The 23,228-nt window shown below is 72.0% G+C and carries 20 protein-coding genes; 6 read left to right on the forward strand and 14 right to left on the reverse strand.

Translation table 11 applies throughout. The features are described 5' to 3' along the window. Window positions 1-73: 73 nt before the first annotated feature. The 5 genes from AB0I66_RS28250 to AB0I66_RS28270 all read right to left on the reverse strand — a co-directional run bounded on the left by AB0I66_RS28250 (window position 74) and on the right by AB0I66_RS28270 (window position 4,656). Window positions 74-874 (reverse strand): polysaccharide deacetylase family protein, encoded by an 801-nt coding sequence (locus tag AB0I66_RS28250; RefSeq protein WP_363210762.1) that lies wholly within the window; start codon window positions 872-874, stop codon window positions 74-76. Then, complete coding sequence (locus tag AB0I66_RS28255) at window positions 871-1,914, reverse strand: glycosyltransferase family 2 protein (RefSeq protein WP_363210763.1); 1,044 nt, start codon at window positions 1,912-1,914, stop codon at window positions 871-873. Before AB0I66_RS28255 ends, AB0I66_RS28250 begins: the two co-directional genes overlap by 4 nt. Next, the gene (locus AB0I66_RS28260; RefSeq protein ID WP_363210764.1) at window positions 1,911-2,744 is read right to left on the reverse strand and encodes a glycosyltransferase family 2 protein; all 834 of its coding nucleotides are present in this window, start codon (window positions 2,742-2,744) and stop codon (window positions 1,911-1,913) included. Before AB0I66_RS28260 ends, AB0I66_RS28255 begins: the two co-directional genes overlap by 4 nt. Before the next feature lie 378 nt (window positions 2,745-3,122). After that, window positions 3,123-4,223: a GNAT family N-acetyltransferase gene (locus tag AB0I66_RS28265; RefSeq protein WP_363210765.1), complete on the reverse strand. Its 1,101-nt coding sequence runs from the start codon at window positions 4,221-4,223 to the stop codon at window positions 3,123-3,125. 1 nt (window position 4,224) lies between these two features. Then, window positions 4,225-4,656 (reverse strand): hypothetical protein, encoded by a 432-nt coding sequence (locus AB0I66_RS28270; protein WP_363210766.1) that lies wholly within the window; start codon window positions 4,654-4,656, stop codon window positions 4,225-4,227. 233 nt (window positions 4,657-4,889) lie between these two features. On the opposite strand from AB0I66_RS28270, the gene AB0I66_RS28275 reads away from it, so the two are divergent. Further along, window positions 4,890-5,714, forward strand: coding sequence for an SGNH/GDSL hydrolase family protein (locus AB0I66_RS28275; RefSeq protein ID WP_363210767.1), 825 nt, complete (start codon window positions 4,890-4,892; stop codon window positions 5,712-5,714). Window positions 5,715-5,760: 46 nt separating this feature from the next. Here AB0I66_RS28275 and AB0I66_RS28280 read toward each other — a convergent pair whose 3' ends face one another. The 4 genes from AB0I66_RS28280 to AB0I66_RS28295 form a co-directional block, all read right to left on the reverse strand. Continuing rightward, entirely contained in the window at window positions 5,761-7,374 is a 1,614-nt protein-coding gene (locus AB0I66_RS28280) for a serine/threonine-protein kinase (protein WP_363211136.1), read from the reverse strand. A gap of 110 nt (window positions 7,375-7,484) precedes the next feature. Continuing rightward, the gene (locus AB0I66_RS28285) at window positions 7,485-8,891 is read right to left on the reverse strand and encodes a sulfite exporter TauE/SafE family protein (RefSeq protein ID WP_363210768.1); all 1,407 of its coding nucleotides are present in this window, start codon (window positions 8,889-8,891) and stop codon (window positions 7,485-7,487) included. Continuing rightward, on the reverse strand, window positions 8,888-10,135 hold the full coding sequence (locus AB0I66_RS28290) for a hypothetical protein (RefSeq protein WP_363210769.1): 1,248 nt from the start codon (window positions 10,133-10,135) through the stop codon (window positions 8,888-8,890). Before AB0I66_RS28290 ends, AB0I66_RS28285 begins: the two co-directional genes overlap by 4 nt. A 97-nt stretch (window positions 10,136-10,232) precedes the next feature. Next, on the reverse strand, window positions 10,233-11,789 hold the full coding sequence (locus AB0I66_RS28295; RefSeq protein WP_363210770.1) for a DUF4331 domain-containing protein: 1,557 nt from the start codon (window positions 11,787-11,789) through the stop codon (window positions 10,233-10,235). 209 nt (window positions 11,790-11,998) lie between these two features. Here AB0I66_RS28295 and AB0I66_RS28300 point away from each other — a divergent pair, with 209 nt between their 5' ends. From AB0I66_RS28300 to AB0I66_RS28315, 4 genes are all read left to right on the forward strand, one after another. After that, window positions 11,999-12,541, forward strand: coding sequence for a sigma-70 family RNA polymerase sigma factor (locus AB0I66_RS28300; RefSeq protein WP_363210771.1), 543 nt, complete (start codon window positions 11,999-12,001; stop codon window positions 12,539-12,541). Continuing rightward, window positions 12,538-13,281, forward strand: coding sequence for an anti-sigma factor (locus AB0I66_RS28305; RefSeq protein ID WP_363210772.1), 744 nt, complete (start codon window positions 12,538-12,540; stop codon window positions 13,279-13,281). Before AB0I66_RS28300 ends, AB0I66_RS28305 begins: the two co-directional genes overlap by 4 nt. A gap of 116 nt (window positions 13,282-13,397) precedes the next feature. Then, on the forward strand, window positions 13,398-13,664 hold the full coding sequence (locus AB0I66_RS28310; RefSeq protein WP_363210773.1) for a hypothetical protein: 267 nt from the start codon (window positions 13,398-13,400) through the stop codon (window positions 13,662-13,664). A gap of 197 nt (window positions 13,665-13,861) precedes the next feature. Beyond that, a complete protein-coding gene (locus AB0I66_RS28315; protein WP_363210774.1) occupies window positions 13,862-15,589 on the forward strand; it encodes an amidohydrolase in 1,728 nt (575 codons plus the stop codon). Between the two features lie 30 nt (window positions 15,590-15,619). Here AB0I66_RS28315 and AB0I66_RS28320 read toward each other — a convergent pair whose 3' ends face one another. Together AB0I66_RS28320 and AB0I66_RS28325 are read right to left on the reverse strand one after the other, a co-directional pair. After that, complete coding sequence (locus AB0I66_RS28320) at window positions 15,620-16,402, reverse strand: ABC transporter permease (RefSeq protein WP_363210775.1); 783 nt, start codon at window positions 16,400-16,402, stop codon at window positions 15,620-15,622. A gap of 112 nt (window positions 16,403-16,514) precedes the next feature. Further along, window positions 16,515-17,444, reverse strand: a complete 930-nt coding sequence (locus tag AB0I66_RS28325; RefSeq protein WP_363210776.1) for an ATP-binding cassette domain-containing protein — start codon at window positions 17,442-17,444, stop codon at window positions 16,515-16,517. Window positions 17,445-17,507: 63 nt separating this feature from the next. On the opposite strand from AB0I66_RS28325, the gene AB0I66_RS28330 reads away from it, so the two are divergent. Continuing rightward, window positions 17,508-18,218: a TetR/AcrR family transcriptional regulator C-terminal domain-containing protein gene (locus tag AB0I66_RS28330; protein ID WP_363210777.1), complete on the forward strand. Its 711-nt coding sequence runs from the start codon at window positions 17,508-17,510 to the stop codon at window positions 18,216-18,218. A gap of 22 nt (window positions 18,219-18,240) precedes the next feature. Here AB0I66_RS28330 and AB0I66_RS28335 read toward each other — a convergent pair whose 3' ends face one another. The 3 genes from AB0I66_RS28335 to AB0I66_RS28345 form a co-directional block, all read right to left on the reverse strand. Beyond that, a complete protein-coding gene (locus AB0I66_RS28335) occupies window positions 18,241-21,003 on the reverse strand; it encodes an AAA family ATPase (protein WP_363210778.1) in 2,763 nt (920 codons plus the stop codon). 197 nt (window positions 21,004-21,200) lie between these two features. Continuing rightward, window positions 21,201-22,124: an NADP-dependent oxidoreductase gene (locus tag AB0I66_RS28340; protein WP_363210779.1), complete on the reverse strand. Its 924-nt coding sequence runs from the start codon at window positions 22,122-22,124 to the stop codon at window positions 21,201-21,203. Further along, window positions 22,121-23,104, reverse strand: coding sequence for a zinc-binding dehydrogenase (locus AB0I66_RS28345; protein ID WP_363210780.1), 984 nt, complete (start codon window positions 23,102-23,104; stop codon window positions 22,121-22,123). Before AB0I66_RS28345 ends, AB0I66_RS28340 begins: the two co-directional genes overlap by 4 nt. Window positions 23,105-23,228: the final 124 nt, after the last annotated feature.

A 23,228-nucleotide genomic window follows, 5' to 3' on the forward strand; every position in this document is an offset into this window, starting at 1 on the left:
GCCCGACTTGCCGGACGTCGGCTGCTGTGCGGTGCCGGGACTCCCAGAGACGTCTGCCTGGGCGGTCGACGTGTCAGACACGGGTACGAGTTGCCTTCCGGCGGGCCTGTCGTGCTCTGCGGACCACGGCGTACCCCTTGGTGTGGGCACGGTCCCTTGCGAAGTTGAGGGCGATCGAGCGGCCCTCGACGAGCCGCGCGAACTCCTCTATGCCGGTGGAGCGGCGCACGGTCACCCGCTGCAGGGCGTACGGCCCCTGGGCGCGCCGCGCGAGGCCGTTGCCGACCGCGAGCGACTGGGAGAATCCGGCACCGCGCACCGTGTTGCGCACCCGGCGGCTCGAATAGCCGTACGGGTAGGCGAAGGAGGCGGGCCGGGTGCCGAGTTCGTCGGTGACGATCTCCCTGCAGCGCAGCAGCTCGGACCAGAGGTCGTCGTCGGCCAGCTGGTCGAGCTGCGGGTGCGTGTGGCTGTGCCCGCCGATCTCCGTGCCCGCCGCGGCCAGTTCGCGCACCTGGTCCCAGTCGAGCATCACGTCGAGCCCGCCGCCGGTGTCGTGCGCCCCGCGCAGCCATCCGGTGGAGACGAAGAGCGTCGAGGCGAAGCCGTGCTTGGCGAGCACGGGCAGCGCGTGCCGGTGCACGCCCTCGTAGCCGTCGTCGAAGGTGATCAGGACGGGGCGTGCGGGAAGCGCGCGGCCGGGAGTGCGCCAGATCGCGGCGAGCCCGGCCGTGGTCAGCGGTGTGAACCCCCGCTCGCCGAGCAGTTCGAGCTGCTCGGTGAACGCGCCGGGAGAGACCGACAACTCCCGTGTCTCCAGGGTCGGTTCATGCGCGACGGAGTGATACATGAGTATCGGCACCGGCGTGTTCATGGCTGCCCCCCTTCACCGTCCGCGTTCGCCCCGGTCCCGGCCCCGATCTCCGCGACCGAGAAGGAGGCGCCTGCCCTGCGCGCGCGGACACTCCCGAGGACGTACCCCCCGGCCGCGGTGACCACGCCCGCCACGATGGCCCCCGCGCGGCCCGCGCCGCCGGGGCGGGCAAGGAGCGCGTCCCGCAGCCCGCGCCCGACACCGGCGGGCAGGACGCGCGTGGCATACCGCCGTTCGGACTCAAGGCCCTTCTCCGCGCCGACACTACGGGCCACGAGCGCTTTGGAAAGGCCCTCCGCGTACGTCCGCGTGCGGAAGTACGCGAAGCGCTCCCGCGCCGCGGGGACGCGGTGGTGGATGACCGCGCGGTCGTCGATGAGCAGGATCGCGTCCGGCCGCGCGCGGGTGAGCCGGATGCACAGCTCCGTCTCCTCGCAGCCGAGGGGGCGTCTGTCGCCGTCACGCCCGATGCCGGTCGCGAAGCCGCCCGCAGTGTCGAAGGCGCTGCGGCGGAAGGAGGCGTTGCCGCCCAGGACGTTGCGCACCCGCACGCGCCCCTCGGGCAGCCCCTTGTACGTGCAGCCGACGACCCAGTCGAACTCCTCGGGGAACCAGGCGGGCCTGCGCCGGGACTCCCAGACCGGCATGGTGCGCCCGCCCACCGCGAAGACCTTCGGGTCGGCGTACCCCTCGGCGAAGTGGCGCAGCCAGTCCCGTTCCGCGACGGCGTCGTCGTCGAGGAACGCGATGATCTCGCCGCGGGACGCGGCGATGCCGGTGTTGCGCCCCGCGGAGAGACCGCGGGGGCCCGCGTTCGCGAGCACCCGCACCCCTTCGGTCTCCTTGTACTCCTTGCCGAGGCGGTCCAGGAGCGAGGCGTTGTGATCCACCACGAGAAGCGTCTCCAGAGCCGCCAGGGACTGCGCCCGCACCGAGGCGACCGCCGCGAGGATGTCCTCCCAGCGGTCCTCGGTGTAGACGCAGATGACGACGGAGATACCCGCGTCCGTGCCTCCCCCGTGGTGGTGGGGACCGCTCAAGACACCTCTCCCTGACGCGTGCGGAAGGGGACACCACCGCTGCCGCGGCGCTGCCCGCGGCGGTTGGAGCGCTCCGTGAGGATCACCTTCAGGACGCGCAGACCGTCGCGCACGGCGCTGAGATTGCTGACGCCGTGGATGCGCAGATACTCGTGGCTGGGGATCTCCTGCACCTTGAGCCCGGCCTTGACCACCCGGATGTTCATCAGGGTCTCCACCTCGAAGCCCGTGCAGTCGAGGTCTATCTTGTCGAGGCAGTGCCGCCAGAAGGCGTTGTAGCCGTAGCACAGGTCGGTGTAGCGGGCGCCGAACTTGGCGTTCACGACGGAGCACAGGACGTGGTTGCCGAGCTTGCGGATCGGCGTCATGTCGTCCGTGGCGCCGCCGTTGGCGAAGCGTGAGCCCTTGGCGAAGTCCGCGCCCGAGACGAGGGCGGAGACATAGCTGACGATCTCGTGCCCGTCGGCCGAGCCGTCCGCGTCGACCATCACGATGATGTCGCCGGTGCACGCCTCGAATCCGGTGATCAGGGCGTCGCCCTTGCCCTTGCCGAGTTGCCGTACGACCTTGACGTCCGGCCACAGCTCGCGGGCGACCGCGACGGTGTCATCGGTGGAATTCCCGTCCACGAGAACGACCTCGTGGACCCAGTCGGGGAGTGTCTTGAAAACGTAGGGAAGATTCTCCGCCTCATTCATGGCGGGAATCACGACGCTCACCGGCGGAGTGATCGCCAGGTGGGAGGAAATCGGCCGGTAGTCGGCGGACAGTGCGGGCTTGTCTAACGGGTCCGGACTCGGCTCGGTGGCCGGGCGCACAACAGAACTCATGAGTCTGATCCCTCTCGTCCGGTGGACCGCCCACCCCCGGGCGGTCCGGCTTTGTATCCGGTTCGAAAGGGGGGTTGTCACTTGCGCATGACGAAATAGATCTCCGTGCATGCCGAGTGAGCTGGCATCGCGCGGGACGTGACCCGGCAAGAATGCAGTCGCCGGGCACGGCACCCCCCTACCGCGCCCCGCGCCGGAACCACCGCGATCTTGAGCCCTCCCCTAGATCGCATTGCGTGATGGACCGATGCGGGTGGATGTAAGACGGTATTGATGATTGAGACCGTATGGCAAGACCTGGAACGTGGCCTCACGTTTTCGATGATTTGGCCAGTCTTGGCGGGCACAAATGGAGCACCCTGTTCCTGTCTCCGGCCTTTATTCCTTCTTTCTTGATCGTATTTTTCCCACCTGTTTCAGCAGCTTGTCGGCCGGTTCAAAGAATTCCGGCCTGGACAAGACGGTGTTGCGCAGCGCCCGGACCGGAGCGCGCCGCGCCCGGTGACCGATCGCCGCCGGATGGCGCAGAGCCACCCACCCCTCGTACACGGTGAGTTCGCGTGTCTTCAGGGAGTCCTTGTACTGCTTCTGGCCCCGGCCGAGGTCGAGGTACGCGATGCCGTCGGCGGCGGCCGCCTCCGCCATGTGCAGATGCATGATCAGCCCGGGGGAGTACTTGGCGAACGCCGGGTCGTAGGCCGGGAACCACTGCGCGATGATCCGCTCGGAGCGCAGCCCGAAGTGCGCGGCCACCGGCACCTCGTCCACGTACAGCACCGAGAGCAGGCCGGCGAACTGGTCGGACCTGGTGTGGAAGAGCTGGTGGACGAGCTGGGTGATCCACGCTTGCGCGAAGCGGTTGCTGCGGCCGGTCCTGCGGTACTGGGCCGCCTTCCACTCCATCAGGGTGCGCAGGACGGTGGGGTCGCGTTCGTCGTGCACGTAGCGCACGGTGCCGTGGTCGCGCGTGAGTCTGCGCTCCTTGGCGCGGGTCGTGCGGGTGAACTTCGGCGACTTCTCCTTGAGCTGGGCGAGATAGGCCTCGTACCCCTGGTCGATGTCCATGACGGGGGAGGCGAAGGAGCCGGAGGCGCCCGCCTCGAACGGCTCCTGGCCGCCGGCCAGATGGTCGAACTCGTACAGGGCGAGCCCGCAGGCCCGCAGCAGCTCCCGCGCGTCCCAGGTGAAGCCGGGCCGGTGCACGAGGCCCTGGCAGTCCGAGACGCCGAGGCCGATGGCCCGGCCGACGCCGGTGATGGATCTCTGGAACGGGAAGAACGCCGCGGGCTCACCGTCCTCGCGTACGACCGCGATCCGCACCCCGCGCCGCCAGTGGCCCACCGCGAGGGTGAACTCGGGGGAGAGGAAAGGATTGGCCAGCTCCGGGGCGCCGTTCAGGTGGGCCTTGGACTGCAGCGCTGTCCAGGCCACCCGGTCCGCGGCGGTGAGTTCTCCGGGGCGGTGCACGGTGATGTCCACGTCAGGAGGTCCGCCTCGTCGGGGTACGGCGTCGCAGTTGCCGTACCAGTACCAGCAGATAGATGAGCGACCCGATCACGGTGATGGCGACCACCCCGCCGCGCACCGACCACATGTGGAGGGCCAGCATCGCCTGGGCCACCAACAGATTGACCGCGACGGCCCCGGAAACGGAAGTAATGATCCGGCCCCATGGATCAAGTCCCCTGAGCGCGGCGGCGATTGCGGCCGCGGGGGCGGCAAGCAGGAAGAACAGGGTGAAGGGCGCGCGCAGGGGCGAATCGATGTCCGTGAGCGCCAGCATCGCGCCAACCGCGCCCACCGCCACCGCCGTGCCCGCGAGCAGCGCGGGTGCGTCCTCGTGACGCCTCGGCCGCTCCCCGGGCTCGCGCCCGGTGTCTGATGAAGGTGCCTTGATCCTGATCGTCTGCATTGGCGACTTTGCCCCCCGACGCGCCGGATGCCGGGCTTCAATGTCGCGCAGTCTGCGGCGGCCCGTCAAGATGCGGAGGGAGTGTGCAGATGTTCGCCGATGCACCCCTGAAGCTGAACGAACTCCCGGCGTGGGCAAGGGAATTGCCGGGAAACTTATTGACATGAACACTATCGACGCCCTGAGGGGAGTGGTACCACAGTCGAGGCAGAAATCCTGCTAAGGGAGGTTCCATGAGATTGTCCCGAATCACGGCATACGCTTCCTCACTCCTCCTCGCCACCGCCTTCGCCCTCACCGGGGCCACAGCGGCTCAAGCGGACCAGCGATCCGACCAGCAGGCCGCGGCCACCGGCTACGTGGCACTCGGCGACTCCTACTCGTCCGGAGTCGGCGCCGGCGCCTACGACAGCGGAAGCGGCAACTGCAAGCGCACCCCACGCGCGTACCCCGCACTGTGGGCGGCCGCCAACTCACCCTCCAGCTTCAACTTCACGGCTTGCTCGGGCGCTCGTACGGGTGATGTCGTGGCCAACCAGCTCGGCCCGCTCAACTCCGGAACAGGCCTCGTCAGCCTCTCCGTGGGCGGCAACGACGCCGGCTTCTCCGACGTCATGACGACCTGCGTGCTCCAGTCGGAGAGCAAGTGCCTCGCGCGCATCGCGCAGGCGCGCAGCTACGTCGAGACGACGCTGCCCGGCAACCTCGACCGGGTCTACTCGGCGATCAGCGCGAAGGCACCGGCCGCCCAGGTCGTCGTGCTCGGATACCCCCGCTTCTACAAGCTCGGCGGCGGCTGCCTCGCCGGCCTCTCCGAGAAGGAGCGCGGCGCCATCAACAGCGCCGCCGACTTCCTCAACTCCACGACGGCCAAGCGCGCCGCCGACCACGGCTTCGCCTTCGGCGATGTGACCTCCACCTTCAGCGGCCACGAGATCTGCTCCGGCGACGCATGGCTGCACAGCGTGAACTGGACCAACATCGGCGAGTCCTACCACCCCAAGGCCGCGGGCCAGTCCGGCGGCTACCTCCCCGTGTTCAGTGCCGCGGCGTCCTGACCCTCGCCGTCCCTGACCCGCTCCACCGGGCCCTGTTCGTCCGGCCCTATTCGTTCGGCGCATAGGAGGAGGCCCCGCCCGTCGGGGTCTCCTTCTCGCATGTCACGGAGTACGCGACCGAGTTCGACCCGGCCTTCACCGGGCTGCGCACCTCCACGCTGATCTCGTTCTGATGGGTCGAGCCCGGCTCCCCGGTGACCGTCTCCGTGTGATGCACCTGCTTGGTCTTTCCGCCGCCGGAGGCGAAGCTCAGCGTCTTCCAGCCGGGATCGCTCGGCTCACCGGACTTGGTCACCCAGCGATAGTCGACGGTGACCGGAACCCGCCCCACGGTGAAGGTCGCCGTGAACGACGGCGCCTGTCCGGCGGCCGGCGGACAGGCGCCGCTGTACTGCGTGTTCGCGCCGGCGACCGTGACCTTGACGGACTGCGCGGGGTGCGTGGTCGAACCGCCGTTGCCACCGCCCCCGCCGTTGCCGCCTCCGCCACCGCCCGTGGAGCCCCCGCCGGTCGAGCCCCCGTCGCTGCCGCCGCCATTGCCCGACCCTCCGCCGTCGTTGCCGCCGGATGTGTCGCCGCCGTTCTTGCCGCCGTCGGAGCCGCCGCTGCCGTTGCCCCCGCCGTCGCTGCCGCTTCCCTCGGACGCCCCGCTGTTGTTGCCGCCCCCGCCGCCGTCGTCGCGGTTGACCAGGGCGTACACGAGTCCGCCCAGCGCGAGCGCGAGAGCGACCAGTCCCGCGGTGATGACGAGGACCGTGCGGCGTGAGCGGGGCGGGGGAACGGTGGTGGTCGTGGTGACGACGGGCTCCTGCCCGTCCGTGGTCGGCGGATACGGCGAGGGCACCTGCTGTTGCTGCTGCGACGTGACCGTCGGCATGTAGGGCAACGGCGTCGCCACCTGTGGGGTGCCGCCCGCCGCGACGAGCCGCAACTGGTCCTCGGCCTCGGCGGCCGAGATCCGGGCCGCGGGGTCCTTGCGCAGCAGCCCCTCGATGACCGGGAGCAGCGGACCCGCGTTCCGGGGCGGCGGAAGCTGCTCGTCGACCACCGCGCGCAACGTGCTCAGCGGGGTGTCCTGCCGGAAGGGCGAACTGCCCTCGACGGCCGCGTAGAGCAGCACCCCCAGCGACCACAGGTCGGACTCCGGGCCGGGGCGCTGCCCCAACGCCCGCTCCGGGGCCAGGAATTCGGGCGAGCCGACCACCTCACCCGTCATGGTGAGGGCCGAGCTCCCCTCCACCATGGCGATCCCGAAGTCGGTGAGCACGACCCGGCCGTCGTTCGCGATGAGTACGTTGCCGGGCTTCACGTCGCGGTGCAGCACCCCGGCGTCATGGGCGGCGCGCAGGGCGGCGAGCACCTCGGCGCCGATGCGGGCGGCCCGCTGCGGCGCCATCGGACCCTCCGCGTCCAGGACGTCCGACAGCGAGAGCCCCCGCACGATCTCCATGACGATCCACGGACGCCCGTCCTCGCTCGCCACGTCATAGACCGTCACCACATTGCGGTGCGGGATACGGGCGGCAGCCCACGCCTCGCGCTCCAGGCGGGCGTACAGCCGGTCGACGTCAGGGGCCGGGAGCCCGGCGGGGGCGCGCACTTCCTTGACCGCGACCTCACGGCCCAGGACTTCGTCGCGGGCCCGCCAGACCGTGCCCATGCCGCCCTCGCCCAAAGGGGCGAGCAGGCGGTAGCGTCCCGCGATCACACGCTCGTTCGCGCTCACGGGCGTCCCCCATCCGCAGCAGTGCGATTCTCCACAAAACTACCTCAACCGAGCGCTGTTGCCGCCCCCTTGAACACCAATCCACACCCAAGGGCCACCACGACAAAGGCGGAGCCCATCGGCAGCAATCGATGCGTGGCCCGGTGCAGCCACCGCGGCCCGTGCACCCGCCGTCCGGCCAGGGACCCGACCCGCACCACAAGGAACCCCGCGGCCGTCAGCGTGACGGCGAGCCCCACCCCGTACGCCAGGACGAGCAGCAGCCCGAACCAGGCCTCGCCGAGCGCGGCGGCGCCGACGAGCACGACCACGGCGGAGGGGCTGGGCACCAGGCCGCCCGCGAAGCCGAGGAAGAGGGCGCCGCGCACCGTGGGCGGCGCCTCGTGCGTGTGGTGATGATGGTGGTGGTGGTGGTGAGCGTGAGCGTGGTGCCTGCGCCGCCGCCAGGCCCTTCTCAGCAGCAGGGCCCCCGCCCCGGTCACGAGCACGCCGCTGACCACACCCAGCCAGGCGATCACCGACGGGGCGGCGGCCGAACCCCCGGCCACGAGCAGCCCGAGCGCGGTCACGCCCAGGGTGTGCGTGACGGTCACCGAAGCGGCGAGGGGAAGGACGTCCCGCAGGGAGGCGTGGCCCCTGGCGGCGGCGCTCGCGGCCATCAGCGTCTTGCCGTGCCCCGGCGCGATCGCGTGCAGCGCGCCCAGCAACAGGGCGATGGCCAGGGCGAGTGCGGCGAAGCCCGGGGTGAGGTCATGGCGCGCCACGAGCCCCGTCAGGGCCTGCGTCCACCGGTCAGCGCCGCGCGGCAGCACGGAGGCCGGAGCTTCCGGCTTCTCCTCGCTCAGCGCGGGGCCGCCGGGGGTGATCCGCAGCGTGGCGGAGTCATCGCCGGGCGGCGAGTCGAGCAGCCGCTCCGGGTAGCGGGTGAGGCTCTTCGACACGGACGCCTCCGGTACGTCGGACGCGCGCAACGTCATCCGGTCTCCCCGCGCGGTGACCTCCCGCCACCCGGGCCCCGCGTCCCCCGCGGCCTCGAACCGCGCGGCGAACTCGGTGCCCCGGGGGAGCGGGGCACCGAGCTCGCACTCCACGCGCAGGGTCGCCAGGCCCGCCTGCCCGTCCCGGGCGACCGCCCTGGCCTCCCGCACGCGGAGCTTTGTCGCCCGCCCGTCCACCCGCAGCCGGCTGTCGCGGGCGGCGTCCGCACACCGCTCGTCGGCCCAACTCCCCATGCCCACACGCTTGATGCGGGACATGGCCTGGGTGGCCGGGATCTCGGCGAGATCCTCGACGTGATCGACCCGCACCTGCCCGGGCCCCACCACAAGTCCGTCGTACCGATTGACGGTGAAGTTCCCCAACGGGTGGGCGGTGGCCTCGGCGGCGGGCAGCAGAGCTATCGCGAGGCCCGCGGCCAGGGCGCCCCCGTATCCGAGGGCACGGCGCTTCACGGCTGCCCCGCAGCGCTTGCCGCCCGCTCGATCTGAGCCAGGTGGTGCCTGAACGACGGCTCCCGGAACCCCGTGGCCGTGGCCTTGCGGGCGTACGGGAGTGCCTCCTTGGAGCGGCCGTCGACGTGCAGGGCCCAGGCCAGTGCGTCCGCCGTGTGGACCGTGTGGCGCCGCCCCCACTCCGCCTTCGCGGCCCGCAGCGCCGCCTTGCGTTCGGCACGGTCCCCGTGATCCGTCAGCGCGACCGCCGCGTCCAGATCCGCGTTCACGCCGTTCGCCCGGGCCAGCGACACCCAGGCGGACACCAGCGCGTACTGCTCCCGGGCCTTCGCCTTGTCGCCCGGCTCGCCGCGCGCCTCGTACAACTCGCCCAGCGCGACCAGCGGACCGGGCAGCGGCGCTCGCGCCACCACGTCCCGCAGCGCCCGTATCGCCCGCTCCGTATCGCCCCGCCCGGCCCAGGCCCGGGCCCGGCACTCCAGCGCCGGAAGATACGTGGCGTCGGCCCGCAGCGCCTTGCCGCACTGCTTCAACGCCTCCCCGTGCTTGCCCTGCCGCCAGGCGAGCTGCCCGAGCGCGGTGGTGACGTAGGCGAGGTCGCCGCCGGCCCCCGAGCCGGTGCCGACCGCCTGCGTCAGCGCCCGCCGGGCCCCCGCCACATCGCCCCGCAGCTCGCGCACATACGCGTACCGCGTGAACACCGGCACCCCGGGCCGCCGGGCGTCGGCCTCGTCGGCGGCCCGCGCGGCGGCCCCGTACCGCCCCAGCTCGACCAGCGCGTCGATCCGCGAGGCCAGCGCGCCCTCGCTGTAGGGGTTTTCCTTCAGCGCGGCCTCCGCGTCGCGCAGAGCCCCCGCGAAGTCATGGCGGGCGGCGGCCAGCGCCGCCCGACCCGCGAGCCCCGCGTCATTGCGGGGCCGCAGCTTGAGGGAACGGTCCAGGGCGCGCTCCGCCTCGCGGTAGCGCGACGGGTCACCCCGGGTGCGGGCCTGCTCGACGTAGGCGGTGCCCAGCGTCGCCCACCCCCCGAAGTCCTCCGGCTGGTCCCGCAGATGGGCCTGCAGCGACTCGACGCCACGATCGAGATCGGCGCCCCGCAGCGCACCCGGCGCCACGGCGGCGGACGACGACGGCGACCGGTCAGGACCGTCCTCGCCGCCGGCCACGACGGCGCCCCCGGTGATGGCGAGCGCGAGAGCGACGGCGGCCACGACGGACCGGCCGACAGGACGAGGCAGTGCCATCACGGAACCTTCCAGAAGGAGTTGCTGAACCGGAAAAAGAAGAGAGGGCGCGGCCCGCAGGGGGATGAGTGCGGGCCGCGCCGGTCGGGGAACGGGCTCAGCCCGCGATCCCGGAGGTGCCGCGCCTGCGCCACCACGCGAGCCCGAGTCCGATCAGGAGCACCCCTGCCGCTCCCGCGGCCGCCGAGGCGATCAGCACGGCATCGGTGTCATCGCCGCCGGACGCCGGACGGCCGGGCACGGCCCCGCCGTTCAGCGCGTCGCGCGCCGAGGTGCCGTCGCCCCCGCCGCCCTTGGCCAACGGGCCCCGGGAGCCGGACGTGGGAAGCGCCAGGTACGGGAAGGTGTCGCCGAACTTCTGCTCGTTGGCGTTCACCGCGTCACCCAGGTCGTTCTTGTTCCCTGTGAGTTCGCCCTCGACGGCCTGGAGCTCGATGTCGATGACGTCGTCGGCGAGCCGCCGCCCGTTCGGGAACCCGGCGTTGTCGCCGTCGAGCACCCCGAGCCGCTTGGGCGTGGCCGCGGGCTTGATGGACGTGTTGAGCCGCAGCGCCTCCGCGGGCCTGACGCCCGGCGGCTGGTTGAGGTCCTTCACGCCCGTCAGGAACACGGACACGAGGTCGTTGCGCGGCTCGGCCGGCGCCTTCAGCTTGTAGATCTTCTCCAGGAGCTTCGGCAGCTCGGGCTTGGTCACGTACTTCAGGAAGTCCGCGTCGTTCCAGGGCGAGGACGCGTTGAACTTGTCCTTGTCCTTCCTCGGCACGACCACCTCGTTGACCAGCGGGTTGCCGAGCCGTGAGACCTGGGACCACTTGCCGTTGGCGTTCTTGCGCTGGGTCGTCGACCAGATCCCGACGGTCGGCTGCTTCGCCGACTGCCGTATCTCGGAGGTCGGCACCTGCAGGGCGACGGAGTTCACGTTGTAACCCTTGAGGGTGTCGTTCCCGACCTCCGACAGGTCGCCGCCGTACAGCAGGTCGAACACCCGCAGGTCCGCGAAGAACGGGTCGTCGGCCTGTCCGGCGAACGTCGAGCCGCCGCCCTTGACCTGCTTGACCGCCTGATCGCGCAGCTTCTTGTAGTTCGGCATGGACGCCTTGCCGACGTGCGACGGCGCGGCGGGCGCGTCGTCGGCGAGCTTCGTCGTCGAGGTGACCTTCTGGTCCTTGAGCCTCAGCAGTTCGAGGTCGTACGTCTGCGTCACGTTCAGGTCGGGGTCGTCGAGGCTCGTCACGGGCCCGGTGTTGTAGAGGAACGTGTCGCCGTTCTTGGTCTGCGTGTCGAACGTCCACCGGTAGAGGAGATCGCCCTGCGCGTCCCCGTCGCTGTCGATGTGGACGTCGTACTGCGCGTCATCGGCGAAGGGATAGAAGGTCGGCCCGCCCGTGGGCTCCTCGAAGGGCAGCCAGTTCGCCACGATGGTCGTGGAGTCGGGCTTGTCCGGGCTCACGAACGCGTACACGTCCGTGGTGTCGTACTGGGGCTGTCCCGAGATCAGCGGGGCCTCCCGGTGGCTGGAGGCGTCGGCCGCCTCCGGTGCCAATGCCGTCACACCGGCGGCTGCGAGCCCCCCGGCGGCCAGCGCGCCACACACGAGCGCGGCGAGGCCGCGCGTGCCGCGGCGCCTCGACCCGCTCCTGGCGATAGCTGTCATCGCGTCCGTCCTTACTGTCCTTCGCGCGACCCCGCGCGCCGCGCGCAAGCCGCCTGACGCACGCCATTCGGGGCGAAGGGCCCGGCGGATTGCCCTCGTTCCCAATCCGGTGCCTTCCTCCGCCCCGAATCCCGGTGCGACCGCACAACGCGGCACCCGGCCGGCGGCGGCATCAGCCGCCCGGACGGGAAGAGGGGGAGGGGACGCGCATGGAGTCCGACGAGTTGCTGCCACTGATCGCCCAGGGCGACCAGCAGGCGTTCGAGAAGCTGTACGACCAGGTGTCCGGGCCGGTCTACGGCATGGTCCGCCGCGTGCTCCGCGACCCTGCCCAGTCCGAGGAAGTGGTCCAGGAGGTGCTGCTCGAACTCTGGCGTACGGCGGCCCGCTTCGATCCGGCGCGCGGCAGCGCCCTCTCCTGGGTCCTCACGCTCGCCCACCGCAGGGCGGTGGACCGGGTCCGCAGCGTCCGCGCGGCGAGCGACCGCGAACAGCGCGCGGCCGAGCGCGGCGAAGGGCCCGCCTACGACCAGGTCGCCGAGGCGGTCGAGGGCAACCTGGAGCGCGAATGGGTGCGCCGCTGCCTGCGGCGCCTCACCGACCTCCAGCGCCAGGCCGTGACCCTCGCCTACTACGAGGGCTACACGTACCGGGAAGTCTCCCGGCGCCTCTCCGTGCCCCTCGGCACCGTCAAGACGCGGATGCGGGACGGACTGCTGCGGATGCGGGACTGCCTGGGCGCCGCCGCGTGAGGCGCGTTCACTCGCTGGCCGCCCCCTACGCCCTGGACGCCCTCGGCCCCCGTGAACTGCGCGGCTTCGAACGGCACCTGGCCCGCTGCGCACCCTGCCGGGCCGAGACCAGGGAGCTGGGCGAGGGCGCCGTACGCCTGGCGGGCGCTGCGGCGACCACTCCACCGCCCGCCCTGCGCGAGCGGGTGCTGGCCGCCGTACGCGTGACGGAGCAGGAGCCGCCTCCGCGGGCGCCCGTCACCCGGAGCGCGCCCCCACGCACCCCGACACTCCTTGTCGCCGTCGGAGCCGTCGGAGCCGTCGCTCTTGCGCTTGTCGCGTCTGCGGTCCTCGCCTTCCAGTTGGTCCGAACCGACCGCCGGCTCGACGAGGAGCGCGCCGAAGCACGTGAGATCGCCCACGTCCTGGCCGCGCCGGACGCCCGCGCGAGCGGAAGTTCGGACGCGTGGGGGCGCGGCATCAACGTCGTCACGTCGGAGTCCAGGCGGCGCGCCGTGGTGACCGTCACAGGCCTCGGGGCGCCGCCCCGGGGCCGCGCGCACCAACTGTGGCTGCTGCGGCCCGCCTCTCCGCCCCGTTCCCTGGGCCTGCTGGAGGGCGAAACGCCCGTGATCGCCGCGGGCTTGCGCGGATCCACCGCGTCACTGGCCGTGACCACCGAACCCGACGGAGGCTCAGAGAGGCCCACTTCCGCCCCTCTTGTCCAACTCGCCCTGGAATCAGTTGGATTCGGAGAGTAATCGTCAACCTCCTTACGGGGTAGGTGAATCCTGTGACCGGGATACACGAGTGTCGGGACGGGGCGATAGGGTTAACCTGCCCTGGGCCGGGTGCCCTCGTACGGGTGGGGAGTGACATGGAACAGATAACGGTGCGCAGCAGGGCGCGTGTCCCTGCGATCACCTGCGGGAGCAGCGCGACCAGCTCGCGTCTCGACCGCCATCTCTCAGTGCTGGGCGGCCCCGCCGTCCCGCAGCGGGAGACGGCGGAGGCGACGCTGCTGATGCGTGAGCTCACCTCACGGGGCGCGCATGACCGCAGCGGCCACGGTGCACGTGTGCGGAGGGTCTCCCTCTTCGCCCCCTTGCGCAGGCTGCGTCGGTCCCTCTTTGGGGGTCGCTGACCACGGGTGGTCGGGGGTTCGGCCGCCGCTCAGCGGCGGATTGCCTCCACCCACCCGCCCCTTCCCTCCGGATACGTCACCTCTCACGCACCCCGAGTAACACACTTGTCATGCGCACCTGTTGACGCCGCAACTTTCCGCCACCAGTGTGGCTGGTTGATTGGCTGATACACCCAACCTCACCCCCGGAGGTGCGCGTGTGTGACCTGCACGATCAGCATGAGCATGAGGCACTCCCCGCGAGCGGCCCGCCCCTGAGCCGCCGCCACATCATGCAGCTCCTCGGCGCGGCCGGCGTCACCGCCGGCGTGCTGACCGCCGACGCGGACCCGGCGATGGCCGCCGGAGCCGACGACAGTCCCGCGGCCTACGAAGCGCCCCAAGGCCTTGCCGCCGACACCCCCGCCAAGCGTGCGGCGCTCGACTGGATCACCTCCCACGACGACCGGATCACCGGCCTGAACGCCGAGATCTGGGACAACGCCGAGCTGTCCCTGCGCGAGTGGAAGTCCTCCGTCGCCGAGGCCGAATTCCTCGAACAGGCCGGATTCGACGTGCAGTTCGGCACCGCGGGCTTCCCGACGGCCTTCACCGCGACGTACACGCACGGCAAGGGCGGACCGGTCCTCGGCTTCAGCGGCGAGTACGACGCGCTGCCCGGCCTCTCGCAGCACAAGGGCGTCGGCCACCATGACCCGCGCGAGTACATCCACGACCCCTTCGCCCCCAGCTACGGCCCCGGCCACGGCTGCGGCCACAGCGCGCTCGGCACGGCGGCGGCAGCCGCCGCGGCAGCCGTCGCCCAGGCCGCGAAGAAGCACCGCGTCCCCGTCACCGTGAAGTTCTTCGGCTCCACGGCCGAGGAAGCACTGATCGGCAAGACGTACGCCGTCAGCAAGGGGGTCTACGACGGGCTCGACGCGTTCCTGGACTGGCACCCCTCGACGGCCAACGCGACCGGCTGGGGCACCACCACCGCGATGACCGCCGTCACCTTCACCTTCCTCGGCGTGGCAGGCCACGGCGGCACCCCGCTCGGCAACAAGTCCGCCCTGGACGCCGCCGTGATGATGGCGACGATGTCGGAGTTCCTGCGCGAGGAGAACCTGGCGCCGAGCGGCCGCCTGCACTGGGTGATCAACAACGGCGGCGACATCCCTAACGTCACCCCGGAGATCGCCGAGATCTCGTACTACGTGCGCGAAGGAAGCCCCGCCCGCGTCCAGGTCCTCCTGGACAAGGTGATCGCGGTCTCCGAGGCGGCAGCGAAGGCGTCGCAGACGTCCGTGCGCCACCGCGTCACCTCCGCCTGCTGGAACCAGCTCCCGGCCAAGGCGTTCGCCGAGCTCCTGCACGCGAACATGCGCGAGATAGGCCCGCCCGACTTCACCTCCGAGGCCCATGAGCTGGCCAAGGAGCTCCAGGAGTCCCTGGGCCTGCCCCAGAAGGGCCTGCACGACAAGATCGGTGAACTCACCCCGCCCAACCCGGTGTTCATGGGCGGCGGCTCCACCGACGTCGCCGACATCAGCTGGAACGTCCCCACCGTCTCGATGGGCGCCGCCCTCGCCCCCATCGGCACCAAGATGCACACCTGGTCCACCGCCGCCTGCGCGGCGGCCGCCCCCGGCCAGGCCGCGGTGCTCGCCGCCGCGAAGTATCTGGCGGCGACGGCGGTCGACCTGATCACGCAGCCCGAACGCCTGAAGGCGGTCAAGGACGAGTTCAAGGAGCGCACGAAGGACGTCAGGTGGAAGACCGCGCTGCCCGACGGCTATGAGCCGCCGATGTACGAACCCCCGGCGTGGTTCCTGAAGAAGACGGGCCAGAAGTGGCCGCCGCCGAACATCACCTGGCCGCCGAAGCGCGTGGTGTCCCAGGAGAAGTTCTCCTCGCTCGGACCGGAGCTCGCGCCCCAGAAGTAGGGCGCCCCGCAGAAAAATTCGGCAGTCCGCTCACCGTCCGCCGCGCGTGTACCGGCGGACGGAGAGCGGCACGCACACGGCGAGCAGCGCGAGGCACCAGAGAACCGCCCCCGCCACGGGATGCGCCACCGGCCAGGCGGCGTCGACCGGGACGGGCGCGTTGCCGCAGAGATCACGCACCGCCGTGGCGACCGCGCTGATCGGATTCCACTCGGCGACCGTCCGCAGCCACGCGGGGAGCCCGTCCACGGGGATGTACGCGTTCGAGAGCAGCGGCAGCATGAACGTCGCGCCGCCCAGCTGTCCCGCCGCCTCCTCGCTCTGCGAGACGAGGCCGAGCAGAATGCCGATCCAGGTCGTCGCGAACCGGAAGAGCAGCAACAGGCCGAAGGCGCCGAGGGCCTGCAGCGGCCCGCCCTCGATCCGCCAGCCCATCGCGAGCCCGACGAGCATCAACGGCACGAGCCCCACCGCGGTGGTCAGCAGATCGGCGACGGCCTGCCCGAGCGGCACGGCCGACCGGCTCATGGGCATCGTGCGGAACCGGTCCATGACACCCCGGTGGGAGTCCTGGGCAGCGGTGAACATGCCGGTCATGATGCCGTTCGCGGCGGTCGCGACGAGCATGCCCGGGACGAGGAAGGCACGGTAGTCGGCGCCGGGCATGGCGAGGGCGCTGCCGAAGACGTAACCGAAGAAGAGCAGGAAGACGATGGGCATCGTCTGCGTCATGACGAGGATGGCGGGCGCGTGCCGGATACGCCGCAGATGCCGCCCGAGAACGGCGGAGCCGTCGTAGAGGATGGCGCTCAAGGGGAAACCTCCAAGGGTCGGGTGGCCACCCGCCCCGCCCTCGGCCGACGCGTGTCGGGCTGCGGGGTGCTCGGGTGGGTGGGCGGGAAAGAATCCGCCGCGAAGCCGCGGTCTAGGAAACGCGCGCGACCAGCCGAAGAAAGACCTCGTCGAGAGTCGGCGCCCGAAGCGTCGCGTCGACGACGGGGACTCCCGCAGAGTCCAGCTCCCGTACGACCCGGGGCAGGGTCAGCGTCGTGTCGAGGGCGACCGCCCCCGCGGCCCGCCGACCGGGGTCGAGGATGGGCTCGGAGCCGGTCAACTGATCGAGGATGACCGCGGCGGCATGCAGCGCGGCATCCTCGGCGACGACCACTTCGACGTAACTCCCGATCTGCGCCTTCAGGGCGGTGGGCGTTCCGCGATGCGCGACCCGCCCCCCGTCGATCAGGACGACCTCGTCGGCCAGCTGATCCGCCTCCTCCAGATACTGCGTCGTCAGCAGCACGGTCGTCCCCTCGGCGGCCAACTCCCGTACGGCGTCCCAGATGCCGTTGCGGCTGTGCGGATCGAGCCCGGTGGTGGGCTCGTCGAGGAAGAGCACCCGTGGCCGCACCAGCAGGCTCGCCGCGAGGTCGAGCCGCCGCCGCATGCCACCGGAGTACGTCCGCGCGGGACGGTCGGCCGCGTCCGTGAGGCCGAAGCGGTCGAGCAACTCGTCGCCCCGCGCCCGCGGAGCCCGCAGCAGCCGGGCGAAGAGCCGCAGATTCTCCCGCCCGGTCAGATCCCCGTCGACGGAGGCGTACTGCCCGGTCACCCCGATGAGCCGCCGCACCGTGGCGGCCTCCCGCACCACGTCGTGCCCCGCCACGAACGCCCTCCCGGCGTCCGGCGCCTGGAGCGTGGTGAGCAGGCGCACGGCGGTCGTCTTGCCTGCCCCGTTCGGGCCGAGCAGCCCGCAGACGGTGCCTTCCGGGACGGCGAGGTCGAGCCCCCGCAGGGCGTGGACGTCACCGAAGCGCTTCTCCAGACCCTCACTAAGTACAGCGTACGTAGAAGTCATGGCCACACGGTACCTCACTACGTACGCTGTACGTAACTAACATGGTGAGCGAGGTGATGATCAATGGCGGGCCGAGCGGCCGAACCGGAAGTGATCTGGGCGCGCCCCGAGCGTGCGGGCCGTGGCCCGAAGCCCGCGTACAGCAGGGCGGACATCGCGGCGGCGGCCGTCCGTATCGCCGACGCGGACGGCATCGACGCGCTCTCCATGCGCAGGGTCGCAGCCGAGCTCGGCTGCGGCACCATGTCGCTCTACAACTACGTGCCGCGCAAGGAAGACCTGAACGAACTGATGGTCGACGCGGTGAGCGGCGAGTACGTGCTGCCGGCCGGACCGCCGGGCAGTGACTGGCGCGCCGAGATGATGGCGCTCGGCCGGCAGACGCGCGGGATCATGCGACGCCATCCGTGGCTGCCGCGGATCATGTCGACGCTGTACGGCTTCAGTCCGAACGCCCTGCGCTACCTGGAGCACTGCCTCGGCGCACTGGAGGGCCTCGACGTGCCCTACGGCACCAAGATGGAACTCATCGGGATGGTCAACGGCTCGGTCATGACGTACGTCGTCAACGAGTTCGCCATGGCGGAGCGCGCGCGGGCCCTGCCGTGGACGGAGGAGCAGGAGCAGCAGGTGCGGTTCGCGTACCTCGCGGGGCAGGTCGCCGACGGGGCCTATCCGCGGCTCGCGGCGGCGCTGTCGGAGGGGCCTTCGCCCGGGGACGCCGACGAGCTCTTCGACCGGATGCTGAACCGGCTCCTGGATTCGTTCGCCTGAGGGTGCACGCCGGCACCCTCGCTCAGGCCGTGGCCTCCTCCTGGTCCCGGAACCGCAGGCGGGCCAGCTCGCCGCGCGATGCCACGCCCAGCTTCGGATAGGCGTTGTAGAGGTGGTATCCCACCGTGCGCGGCGAGAGGAACAGCTGGGCGCCGATGTCCCGGTTGGTCATGCCGGTCGCCGCGAGGCGCACGACCTGCCGCTCCTGCGGGGTGAGCCGCTCCAGGGGTGCCTCGTCACCGACGTGCCGCGCCCTGCTCTCGCCGGTGGCCCGCAGCTCGGCGCGGGCCCGCTCGGCCCACGGCGGCGACGCCAGCAGCTCGAACGTGTCCAGGGCCGAGCGCAGCGGGACACGGGCCTCGCTCCTGCGGCCCGCGCGGCGCAGCCACTCCCCGAAGAGCAGCTCCGTGCGGGCCCGTTCGAACGGGCGGCCGTCGTCGACGTGCAGCGCGAGGGCTTCCTCGTACGCGGCCTCCGCCTCCGTCTCCGGGGCGAGCAGCGCACGGCAGCGGGCGGTCAGTGCCCGCGCCCAGGCCGTACCCGTGTGGCCGGCCCACTCGCCGAACGTCTTCGCCGCCTCCCGTACGGAATCGGCCTTCCCGGTCCGTACGGCGGCCTCGACGCGGTCCGGCACGCAGTACAGGACGACGATCGTGTGGCCGGACGGGCTCGCCGCCACGTCCTCGTACGCCCGCAGTGCGGCCTCGTGGTGGCCGAGGCCGAGCTCCAGCATGGCGACCGCCATCCCGCCCCACACCTGCCCGGGCAGCACCTGCCGCAGATCACCCTTGGCCGCGAGCTCGCGGCAGCGCTCCTCGTCGCCGTCCAGGGCGGCGAGGTAGGCGAGGATGCCCGTCAACTGGCCCACGTAGTGCGGCTGTCCGGTGTCCTGGGCGATCCGCAGGCCCTCCGTCGCGCCCATCAGGGCACAGCTGTGGCGGCCCAGGAAGATCCGCGCCCGGGTCCGCAGAAGGAGCACGAGCGGCAGCGGGCCCAGGGCGCCCTGCTCACGGCACTCGCGGTCCAGCTCGGCGGCGAGGTCGTTGCCGGTCTCCAGCGCGCCGAGCGGCGAGAACCAGGAGGCGATCGAGACGCGTTCGCGCAGGGTGTGCCCGCGGTCGTGCCGCTCGGCCCGCAGGCTCTCGAACAGCGCGCGCAGCGGCGGGAGTCCGCTGCCCGGGTCACCTGCCGCGAGCCGGGCGAGGCCCTCCGCGGCCGGCAGATAGGGCAGGGCGTCCGGGGGAGTCTTGACGTCGAGTTCGCCGATGCGGTGGCTCATCTCGTCGATCGACTGCCGGTGCCCGGAGAGCCAGGCGGCGGTCATCGCCTCGTACGCCATGAACGCCGCCGTCTGCGGGGCGTGCGGGGCGATGTCGGCGGCCGTGTCCAGGAGCACGGAGTACGAGGCCTCCAGGCGGCCCTGCTCGCGGGCCACGGCGGCGCGCACCTGCGCGAGCTGCGCGAGGACGGCCGGGTCGGACAGGTGCGGGGCGGCGCGCAGGGCCAGTTCGGCGGCGCGTTCGTTGTGGCCCGCGTCCGCGGCGGCCGACGCGGCGAGCGCGAGACGCCGGGCGCGGTGCGCGCCGTCCGGGCTGAGCTGGGCGGCGCGTTCGCAGGCGGCGGCGACGGCCGCGTAGCCGCCGCGGGATCGCGCGTGTTCGGCGGTCTGCTCCAGGACACCGGCCACGTACTCGTCGGGCTCCGTGGTGGCGGCCGCCAGATGCCAGGCGCGGCGGTCCACGTTGCCCACGCAGGGCAGGGCGTCGGCCAGTGCGCGGTGTGCGGCGATACGGTCGCCGACCGGGGCGCTCTGGTAGGCGGCGGCGCGGATCATGGGGTGCCGGAAGGTGAGGCGGCCGCCGTCCAGGCTGAGCAGTTCCTTGCGTTCGGCGGGCTCCAGATCCGTGACGCCGGCACCGAGCCGGCTCGCCGCGGCCGCCGTGACGGTCAGGTCGCCGGTGCCTTCCGCCGCCGCGACCACGAGCAGGGTGCGGGTGGCCCGGGGCAGCGCCGACATCCGGTCGGCGAAGGTCCGCAGGAGGCGGGAGTGGCTCGGCAGCGAGCTCAAGTGGCCGCCGTAGCCGGGTATGTGTCCCTCGCGCTGGGCGGCGGGCAGCTCGCGCAGGGCGAGCGGGTTGCCGCCGGACTCGGCGCGGATCTGCTCGCGTACGTAGCGGGGAAGATCACCTGCGTGTTCGGCGAGGAGATCCCCCGCGGTCTCGTCGTCGAGGCCGGTGAGCCGCAGCTCGGGCAGGCCCTCGGCGGGGAAGGGCGGCGCGTGGGCGTCGCGTGCGGCGAACAGCATCACCACGCCGTCGGCGGCGAGGCGCCGGGCGGCGAAGAGGAGGGCGTCGGCGGAGGCCTGGTCGAGCCACTGGGCGTCGTCGACCAGGCAGAGGAGGGAGCCTGCCTCGTCGGCGAGGTCCGCGAGGAGGGTCAGGACGGCCAGGCCGATGAGGAAGCGGTCGGCCTGCGCGCTCGGGGCGAGGCCGAGTGCCGCGCGGAGCGCCTTGGCCTGCGGCTCCGGCAGGGCGTCGATCCGGTCGGTCACGCGGTGCAGGAGCAGGTGCAGGCCGGCGAAGGGGAGTTCGCTCTCGGCCTCGATGCCGGTTGCCTGCAGCAGGCGGGTGTCGTGGCTCCTGGCGGTGGCGGCGGCGTGCGCGAGGAGTGCGGACTTGCCGATGCCGGCCTCTCCTCGTACTACGAGGGCAGCGCTGTGGCCCTGCCGGGCCTGGGCCAACAGGGCGTCCAGCTTCGCGATTTCATCGCCGCGTCCGTAGAGCATGCCTTGACCCTAACGGGGCACCTGAGTTGCCCGGCCGCCGTCCGTCCCGCCCGCTTCGCGGCGGACCTTTCCCACCCACCCACCCGTTACCCCGGAGCAGGGGGCAGGGGGCAGGGGGTAGGGAGCCGGGCGCCGGGAGTCGGGGTGCTGGGCCCCCGGGGGTTGAGGCGGCCCGCCAGGTTAGGCGTTGCCGACCGTCAGAGGGTGGGCGTCAGGATCACCTTGCCTCGGCCGTGGCCCCGTTCCACCTCCCGCTGTGCGTCCGCCGCTCGGTCCAGGGTGTACTGCGCGCGGATGTGGACCCGCAGCGCGCCCTTCGCGTACAGGGCCGTCATCTCCGCCAGGCGCGACGCCGTTCTCGTGCCGTTCAGTTCGGGCAGGCCCAGGCGGCGGGCCTCCTCCGTGGCGACCATCGTGATGACCCGGTCGGGCTGCTTCGCCACCGCGGCCGACGCACGCAGCGCCTCCGCGCCCGCACCGTCCAGCGCCGCGTCCACGCCCTCCGGGGCGATCGCACGCACCCGCTCCTCCAGGCCCTCCCCGTACGTCACGGGAATCGCGCCCAACGACCGCAGATGGTCGTGGTTGGCCTCGCTCGCCGTGCCGATCACCGTCGTCGCGCCCCACGCCCGCGCCAACTGCACCGCCAGCGTGCCGAGTCCGCCCGCCGCCGCGTTGATCAGGACCGTGTCACCCGCGCCCACCCGCATCGCGCTCAGCGCCATGTGCGCCCCCTGCGCGTTGCCCGAGAAGCCGCCCGCCACCGTCCACTCCATCGCGTCCGGCTTGGCGACCAGGTTCTCCGCCGGGACGACGACGTACTCCGCGTACGAGCCGAGCAAGGAGAAGCCGAGCACCGGATCGCCCGGCCCGAAGCCGGTCACCCCGGGGCCCGTCACGTCGACCGTCCCCGCGAACTCATTGCCCGGCACCACGGGGAACACCACCCCCGGCGGTCTGATCACGCCTTTCCGCAGCCCGATGTCGAACGGCAGCACGCCGGCCGCCCGTACCCGCACCCGCACCTCGCCCGGACCGGGCTCGGGGACGGGCAGATCGATCGGACGCAGCACCTCCGCCGGACCGTGCGCCGCGAACGCCACGGCTCGCATCGTGCTCATGGTGTGAGCACCACCTTTCCCACCGTCTCCCGCCCCAGCAGCGCCGCATGCGCCGCCCCCGCCTCCCGCAGCGGGAACGTCGTCACCGCCGGTACGAGCGTGCCGCGTGCCGCCTCGTCCAGTGCCCGCTCCTGGAGGCCCCGCAGGCCGCCGGGAAGCCGCGCGATCCGCGGGCCCAGCGCGTACGTCGCCGTCAGGAGTCTGCTCTGCAGATCCTTCGTGCCCAGTTCCGTGGGCTTGCCCGACGACCAGCCGTACATTACGAACCGGCCGCCGAAGCCCAGGAGTTCGAGCGCGGCGCGCCCCGCGGCTCCGCCCACGCTGTCGAAGGCGACGCTCACCTCGCGGCCGCCGAGCGCCGCGCGCACCTTCTCCGGCCAGTCGGGCTCGTTGTAGTCGACGGCCACGTCCGCGCCCAGCTCACGGACTCGCGCGGTCTTCTCGGGGCCTCCCGCCGCGCCCACCACGGTTACGCCCGCGTTCCTCGCGGCCTGCACGAGGAGTGTGCCGATGCCGCCCGCGGCGGCCGTCACCAGGGCCACGTCGTCCGGTTCGAGCGCGGCGACGTGCAGGATGCCGAGCGCCATCCGGCCGGTGCCGACCATGGCGATCGAGGCCTCGTAGGAGAGCGCGTCGGGCAGCGCGAACAGTGCGTCCGTCTCCCGCACGGCCAGTTCCGCGTAGCCCGCGTTGACCAGGCCAAGATGCGTCACCACCCGCCTGCCGAGCCACTCCTCGTCCACTCCCTCGCCGAGGGCGTCGACCACGCCTGCCACCTCCCGGCCGGGGGTCATCGGCAGCTCCGGCATCGGGAAGGGGAGTTCGTCGGCCGCCCCCTTCTGCAGCGCGGTGTCCAGGAGGTGGACCCCCGCGGCCTTGACCGCGACACGGACCTGGCCGGGCCCCGGCTCCGGGTCGGCGACCTCCTCGTACCGCAGGTTCTCGGGCCCGCCGAAGGCGTGCAGTCGGATCGCTCGCATGGTCGGCTCGCTTTCGTCGTACGGAGTCGTACGGAGATGAGGTGGATGAGGCGGCGGGTGGTTCTCGCCGTCACGAGAAAGCTACGGAGAGGGCCGGCTCCCTGGCCTCTGTCAGGTGACCGGG

The organism is Streptomyces sp. NPDC050439 (genome assembly GCF_040655335.1).
Lineage (GTDB): Bacteria > Actinomycetota > Actinomycetes > Streptomycetales > Streptomycetaceae > Streptomyces.